General features: G+C 69.0%; 8 protein-coding genes. 3 read left to right on the plus strand and 5 right to left on the minus strand.

The window, feature by feature from the left end; all coding sequences use genetic code 11:
* Position 1 precedes the first annotated feature (1 nt).
* From QZV84_RS04850 to QZV84_RS04860, 3 genes are read left to right on the plus strand one after another with little or no spacing between them, the layout of a single operon-like run.
* Positions 2–943 (plus strand): ATP-binding cassette domain-containing protein, encoded by a 942-nt coding sequence (locus QZV84_RS04850; protein WP_292826156.1) that lies wholly within the window; start codon positions 2–4, stop codon positions 941–943.
* On the plus strand, positions 940–1,821 hold the full coding sequence (locus QZV84_RS04855; protein ID WP_292826159.1) for an ABC transporter permease: 882 nt from the start codon (positions 940–942) through the stop codon (positions 1,819–1,821). The genes QZV84_RS04850 and QZV84_RS04855 overlap by 4 nt, the downstream gene beginning before the upstream one ends.
* Entirely contained in the window at positions 1,818–2,642 is an 825-nt protein-coding gene (locus QZV84_RS04860) for an ABC transporter permease (protein ID WP_292826162.1), read from the plus strand. The genes QZV84_RS04855 and QZV84_RS04860 overlap by 4 nt, the downstream gene beginning before the upstream one ends.
* A gap of 15 nt (positions 2,643–2,657) precedes the next feature.
* Here the strand turns inward: QZV84_RS04860 and QZV84_RS04865 are convergent, their stop codons facing one another.
* From QZV84_RS04865 to ribD, 5 genes are all read right to left on the minus strand, one after another.
* On the minus strand, positions 2,658–3,011 hold the full coding sequence (locus QZV84_RS04865; RefSeq protein ID WP_292826272.1) for a Fe-S protein: 354 nt from the start codon (positions 3,009–3,011) through the stop codon (positions 2,658–2,660).
* Between the two features lie 93 nt (positions 3,012–3,104).
* Positions 3,105–3,578 (minus strand): 6,7-dimethyl-8-ribityllumazine synthase, encoded by a 474-nt coding sequence (ribH, locus tag QZV84_RS04870; RefSeq protein WP_292826165.1) that lies wholly within the window; start codon positions 3,576–3,578, stop codon positions 3,105–3,107.
* Entirely contained in the window at positions 3,575–4,852 is a 1,278-nt protein-coding gene (gene ribA, locus QZV84_RS04875) for a GTP cyclohydrolase II (protein ID WP_292826169.1), read from the minus strand. The genes ribH and ribA overlap by 4 nt, the downstream gene beginning before the upstream one ends.
* The gene (locus QZV84_RS04880; RefSeq protein WP_292826172.1) at positions 4,849–5,505 is read right to left on the minus strand and encodes a riboflavin synthase; all 657 of its coding nucleotides are present in this window, start codon (positions 5,503–5,505) and stop codon (positions 4,849–4,851) included. Before QZV84_RS04880 ends, ribA begins: the two co-directional genes overlap by 4 nt.
* Positions 5,505–6,548 (minus strand): bifunctional diaminohydroxyphosphoribosylaminopyrimidine deaminase/5-amino-6-(5-phosphoribosylamino)uracil reductase RibD, encoded by a 1,044-nt coding sequence (gene ribD / locus QZV84_RS04885; protein ID WP_292826175.1) that lies wholly within the window; start codon positions 6,546–6,548, stop codon positions 5,505–5,507. Before ribD ends, QZV84_RS04880 begins: the two co-directional genes overlap by 1 nt.
* Between the last annotated feature and the right edge of the window lie 409 nt (positions 6,549–6,957).

The raw sequence follows: 6,957 nt of genomic DNA on the forward strand, positions 1-6,957 counted from the left end.
GGTGCCCGCTCCCGTGATCTCCGCGTCGAACCTCGTGAAGGCCTACAAGGTCAAGGGCAAGGCCGACTTCGTGGCTGTCGACTCTCTGACGTTCGAGGTCGCGCCGGGGGAGTCCTTCGGCCTGCTGGGCCCGAACGGTGCGGGCAAGTCGACCACGATGAAGATGATCGGCGCGGTGTCCACCCGCACCAGCGGCGACCTCACGATCCTCGGCCTCGACCCCGACCAGTACGGTCCCGAGATCCGCTCGCGGCTGGGTGTCGTGCCGCAGCAGGACAACCTCGACGGCGAGTTGAACGCCCGCGAGAACCTGTACATCTACGGCCGCTATTTCGGCCTGTCGGGCGCGGAATGCGCACGCAAGGCTGACGAGCTGCTGGCCTTCGCCGCACTCGAAGACAAGGCCAAGAGCAAGGTCGACCAGCTCTCCGGCGGCATGAAGCGCCGCCTCACGATCGCCCGCGGGCTCATCAACGACCCTCGCATCCTGCTGCTCGACGAACCCACCACGGGCCTGGACCCGCAGGCCCGGCATGTGCTCTGGGACCGGCTTTTCCGGCTGAAGGAGCGCGGCACGACCCTGCTGCTCACGACGCACTACATGGACGAGGCCGAGCAGCTGTGCGACCGGCTGGTCGTGGTCGACAAGGGCAGGATCATGGCCGAGGGCACCCCGGCGGCGCTGATCCGCGAGCACTCCAGCCGCGAAGTGCTCGAGGTGCGCTTCGGCTCCGACCGCAATCAGCAGATCGAGCCGCAGCTGCAGGGCATCGGCGACCGCGTCGAAGTGCTGCCCGACCGGGTCCTGATCTACACCGAGAACGGCGAGCACGCGCTCGAGCGGGTGGCCGAGCGCGGGCTCGACCCGATCACCTCGCTCGTGCGCCGCTCGAGTCTCGAGGATGTGTTCCTGCGCCTGACCGGAAGGTCGCTGATCGAATGAGCGCGGCCGGGACTCCGGGCGAGCACGCGACGGTGATCGCCCAGCCGACGCTCGACGAGCTGCGCGCCGAGGCGATGCAGCGGGGGCGCAAGCCGCGCGCGTTCGGAGCGTGGTATGTCACCGAGCACATGGTGCGGGCCATGCGCGCGTACGGATGGACGATCGTCGTCGGCGCACTGGGGCAGCCGATCCTGTACCTCCTCGGACTCGCGGTGGGTCTGGCCGCTCTGATCGACGCGCCGGTCGCCGACGGCGGGGTCGAAGTGCCGTACCTCGTCTTCGTGGCTCCGGCGCTGCTGATGACCTCGACGATCGCGGTCGCGAGCGAGGAATTCACCTACCCCGTCATGGCCGGGTTCAAGTGGCGGCGCTACTTCTACGGCTTCAACGCCTCGGCGCTCTCCTCGGGCCAGATCGCGACCGGCGTGGTGTTCGGCGCGGCGGCCCGCATGACCGTCGTCGCGGTCGCCTACACCGCGTTCCTGTATCTGTTCGGCGCTATTCCCGACCTCGCCACGGGCTGGCTGTCGGTTTTCATCGCGATCCTCGCGGGCCTCTCGTTCGGCATCCCGCTGATGGCGTATGCGGCATCCATCGAAGACGACAAGGGCCAGTTCGCGCTCGTCCAGCGCTTCGTCTTCATGCCGATGTTCCTGTTCTCGGGCACGTTCTACCCGCTCGCGACTCTGCCGCTCTGGCTGCAGTGGATCGGCTGGATCTCGCCGCTCTGGCACGCGACCGAACTCGGTCGGTGGCTGACATACGGTCGGCCGATCGAGCCCGCGATGCTCGCCGTGCACTTCGGCTACCTGATCGCCCTCACGGTCGCCGGCTTCGTCCTCGGCAAGCGCATCTTCGAGCGGAGGCTCGCGGAATGAGCGCGACGACGGCCTCCATCACGCCGCGCCGCGCGGGCGGCGTGCGGTCGCTGTGGGCCGGCAACCCCGGCGCGGTCGTGCAGCGCGGACTCCTGGCCGCGCGCTCTTCCAGCTGGATCGTCGTGCTGTCGGGATTCTTCGAGCCGGTGTTCTACCTTCTCTCGATGGGGATCGGCCTGGGTGCCCTGATCGGCACGGTCGAGACGACCACGGGCCTGGAGGTGTCGTACGCCGCGTTCATCGCGCCCGCCCTGCTGGCGGTCTCGGCGATGAACGGGGCGATCTACGACTCCACCTGGAACGTCTTCTTCAAGCTCAACTACGGCAAGCTCTACGAGGGGATGCTGTCCACCTCGCTCGGGCCACTCGATGTCGCGCTCGGCGAGATCCTCTACGCGCTGCTGCGGGGCCTGCTGTACGCGACCGGCTTCATGATCATCATGCAGGTCGTCGGGCTCAATCTCGCCTGGACCGCGATCCTCGCGATCCCGGCGGTGCTGCTCATCGCATTCGGGTTCGCGAGCCTGGGCATGGCCATCACCAGCTACATGAAGGCCTTCCAGCAGATGGACTGGATCAACCTCGTGCTGCTGCCGATGTTCCTGTTCTCGGCGACGCTGTACCCGATCACGGTCTATCCCGAGCTCATCCAGGTGCTGGTGAAGATCTTCCCGCTGTGGCACGGCGTCGAACTCGTGCGCGGACTCACCACCGGAACGCTGTACTGGGGCATGCTCTGGCACGTGCTCTACTACGTCGTGATGATCGTCGTCGGGCTGATCTTCACGACCAGGCGGCTGCGCGCCCTGTTCCTCGATTGAGCGTCACCGCTCGAGTCAGCGCCAGATGACCGCGATCGCGGCGTTGAGCAGGGTCAGGATGCCGATCGACCAGAACAGGGCGGGAGCGACCTTGCCGCTCTTGCGCTGGCGCGACATCCCGATTCCGAGAAGCGCGCCGATGACCAGCAGGATCACGAGCTTCACGCCGATCTTGGCGTAGTTCAGCTCGTCGGAGATGCCCCACGGGGCGGCGAGGATGAGGCCCGCGACCGCGGAGATCACGAGGCCGATGTTCATGAGCGGGGTGACCTGCACGCGGCGGTTGTAGACCTCGACGGCCCACGCTCCGAACAGGATGGCGAAGCCGGTGAGGTGCACGAGGACGACGAGTTCGCGGAGGACTTCCAGGGTTTCCATGACCTCACGCTATTGCGAGTGTCCGCGCCTCGCCAGCAAGGCACGCCTCACGTGGCGCGATGACGGCGGCTCTGCGGCGCCTTCTCAGCCGCGCAGCTGACGCAGCACCGCCGCCGTGCGCACGGCGGCATCCGCCGCTTCGGCGCCCTTGTCCTCCTGCGAGCCGGCCAGACCCGCGCGGTCGAGGCCCTGCTGCTCGTCGTCGAGGGTCAGCACGCCGAAGCCGACCGGCTTGCCGGCGTCCAGCGCCACCCGAGTCAGGCCGACGGTCGTGGCCGACGCGACGTACTCGAAGTGCGGAGTGCCGCCGCGGATGATGACACCGAGGGCCACCACGGCATCGGCTCCGCCGGCGAACGCCGCCTGAGCGGCGACGGCGAGCTCGAAGGAGCCGGGTACGCGCACGAGCTGCCACCTCGCGCCGGCGGCATCCAGTGCGCGCTGAGCGCCGGCGATGAGGCCGTCGGTGATCACGTCGTGCCAGGTGCCGGCGACGATGACGACCTCGAGGCCCGTCCCGTCTGCGTCGCCCGTGATCGGTGCACCCTTGCCGCTCATGCCCCGGCCGTCCCGTGCATCTGCGCCAGCGCGTCGGTGAGGTCCTCTTCGGCGATGATGTGGCCCATCCGGTCGCGCTTGGTCGAGAGGTACTGATGGTTGTTCGGTCCGACGCCGACCAGCAGCGGCACCTGCTCGACGATCTCGAGACCGAGTTCGCGCAGCTGCGTGACCTTGTCGGTGTTGTTCGTGAGCAGGCGCACCTTCTCGATGCCGAGATCGGCCAGAATGCCGGCGGCGGCGGCATAGTCGCGCGCGTCGGCCGGCAGGCCCAGCGCGAGATTCGCATCGACCGTGTCCATTCCGCGCTCCTGCAGGCTGTACGCGCGCAGCTTGTTGATGAGTCCGATGCCGCGCCCCTCGTGACCTCGCATGTAGATCACGACGCCGCCGTCCTGCTCGATCGCGTCCAGCGCGGCTTCCAGCTGCGGCCCGCACTCGCACTTGAGCGAGCCGAACGCCTCACCCGTGAGGCACTCCGAGTGCACGCGTACGAGGGGTGCGTCGTCGCTGAGGTCTCCAGAGACGACCGTGAGGTGATCGGTGCCGGTGATGCGGTCCTTGTACGCGAGGAAGCGGAATTCGCCGTGGGAGGTCAGCACGTTCGCCTCGGCCCGCAGACTCACGCGGCGACGGTGCGGGTCGTGTCCGGAGATCTCGACCGGTTCGAACTCGTCGAGGTGCGCGATGAGCTGTTCGATCGTGATGACCGGCACGTCATCGCGCTCGCCGAGCTCGACGAGGCCCGGAAGCCGCATCATCGAGCCGTCTTCGGCCATGATCTCGGCGATCGCACCCACCGGTTGCAGGCCCGCCAGCCGCATGAGCTCCACGGCGGCCTCGGTGTGACCGCCGCGCTCGCGCACGCCACCCTCGACTGCACGCAGCGGCAGGATGTGCCCGGGCCGGATCACACTCGTGGGTGTCGAGGACGGGTCGGCCAGGACGTTCAGGGTGTGCGCACGGTCGGCGGCGCTGATGCCGGTCGAAACCCGGGTGGCGGCATCCACGCTCACGGTGTACGCGGTGCCCCGGGCATCCTCGTTCACCTCCACCATCGGCGGCAGATCCAGCCGGTCCGCCCATTCGGCCGGCATGGGAGCGCAGATGAAGCCGCTGGACCAGCGCACCGTCCACGCGATCCACTCGGGAGTCGCGAGTTCGGCGGACAGGACGACATCGCCCTCGTTCTCGCGGTTCTCATCGTCGGCGACGATGACGGGTTTGCCGGCGCGCAGGGCGTCGAGGGCGGTGGAGATGGGGGAAAGGCTCATCGGGAGCCTCCTTCTTTTGTGGGTGTTTCAGCCGTTTCGGTGAGGTCTGAGGAGAAGGCGAGGAGTCGCTGCACGTGGCGGGCGAGGATGTCGGTCTCGAGATTGACGCGATCGCCTGCGACCCGGGCGCCGAGCGTCGTCGCTGCCAGCGTCTCGGGGATCAGCGACACCTCGAACCACTGCTGCGGCGAGCCGGCAGCGCTCACCGCGCTGACCGTGAGCGATACTCCGTCGACGGCGATCGAGCCCTTGTCGACCACGAGCGGAGCCAGGGCTGCGGGAAGGGCGATGCGCAGGACGCGCCACTGCTCGCCGGGGCGCGCCTCGAGCAGCTCGCCCGTGCCGTCGATGTGTCCCTGCACGATGTGCCCGCCGAGCCGGCCGTGCGCGGCCGTGGCCCGCTCGAGGTTGACCATGCGACCTGCGGCGACGCCCTCGAGGGTCGACATGTCCAGGGTCTGCTTCATCACGTCGGCGGTGAACCAGTCATCGCCGCGGTCCACGACCGTGAGGCAGACGCCGCTGACGGCGATCGAGTCGCCGTGCGCGGCATCCGATGCCGCCTCGGGTGCCCGCACAGTCAGGCGCAGGCCGTCTCCGGAGGGCTCGACAGCGGTGACCGCGCCGATCTCTTCGACGATTCCGGTGAACATCACTGGTCTCCTTCTCTGATGGGGCGGGCGACGATCAGCAGGTCGGCGCCGAGGGTCTGGACGGATTCCACGGCCAGGCGTCGCTGCGCGGCGATCGTGTCGACGCCGAGGCCCCGCAGGGCCGGCCGGTCGGTGCCGTCGGCACCGGAGCCGATCAGGGTGGGTGCCACGTAGGCGAGCACCTCGTCGACGAGGTGCTCGCGCAGGAACGCGCTGGCGATAGTGGGTCCGCCTTCGATGAACACCCGCTGCACGCCGCGCTCGCGAAGCTCGGCCAGCACGGCGGGCAGGTCGTGGCCGGAGCGGCGGATGAACGGCTGCGGATGCCGATGCACCGCGGCATCGTCGGGAACCCGGCGGTCGCCGAGCACGACCGGGATCGGCTGGTGGTCGTACAGCGTGCCGTCGGCCCGCCGCGCGGTGAGGGCTGGGTCGTCCGCGAGGACGGTTCCGGTGCCGACGATGATCGCGTCGGCCCGAGCGCGGCGGCAGTGGAGGTCGGCGCGCGCCTCCGGGCCGGTGATCCACTGGCTCGTGCCGTCGGCGGCGGCGGCACGGCCGTCGAGGCTCTGCGCCCACTTCACCGTGATGTGCGGGCGCCCGAGGCGCTGCACCAGAAGCCAGGAGTCGAGCAGTTCGAGGCCCGCGACTTCGAGGAGCCCGGCTTCGACCTCGACGCCCGCCCCGCGCAGTCGCTGCCCCCCGCCGGCGGATTCGGCGTTGGGATCCGGTACGGCGTAGATCACCCGCGACACCCCGGCGGCGATCAGGGCCTCCGAGCACGGCCCGGTGCGGCCGGTGTGATTGCACGGCTCGAGGGTGACGATCGCCGTCGCGCCGCGGGCGGCTCCGTCGGCGAGCTGCGAGAGCGCATCGACCTCCGCGTGCATGGTTCCGGCGCCACGGTGCCAGCCTTCGGCGATCACGTCGCCGGCAGGCGAGAGGATGACCGCACCGACCTGCGGGTTGACACCGCGCGGGCCGCGAAGGGCCAGCGCGAGCGCGCGCCCCATGGCGTGGCGTTCCGCAGCGTTCACCGACATCCGAATCCTTCGCTCAGGCTCCGGGAATGGCGAACGGCGACACGCTCGTGCTGCCTCCCATCCGGACTCGCAGCACGACTTCTGCTGCATCACCGTCGGTCCCGGAATTCCACCGGATCAGCCTCGGCGGCACCCGAATCGGATGCTGATGCCTTGGCTCGCGGACTGTCACCGCCGGTTCGGATTCACACCGACCCCGGAGCACGTATTGCACTTGATTCTAGTCAACGTGTGCTCGTCAGATTCATTCCACGCGGCTGCAGGAACATTACCGGCGTGTGAAGCCGCGGAAAGACGCCGCTGAACGATTCCTGCACATGCCCGCGTGGACGGTGTCACGGACTCTCAGCGCGCTTAGCCTTGATTCGAGGGGCCGCGCGTCAGCAAGCCGGGGGTCTGGGGCGGAGCC

It is taken from the genome of Microbacterium sp. (genome assembly GCF_011620715.1).
Taxonomy (GTDB): Bacteria; Actinomycetota; Actinomycetes; order Actinomycetales; family Microbacteriaceae; genus Microbacterium.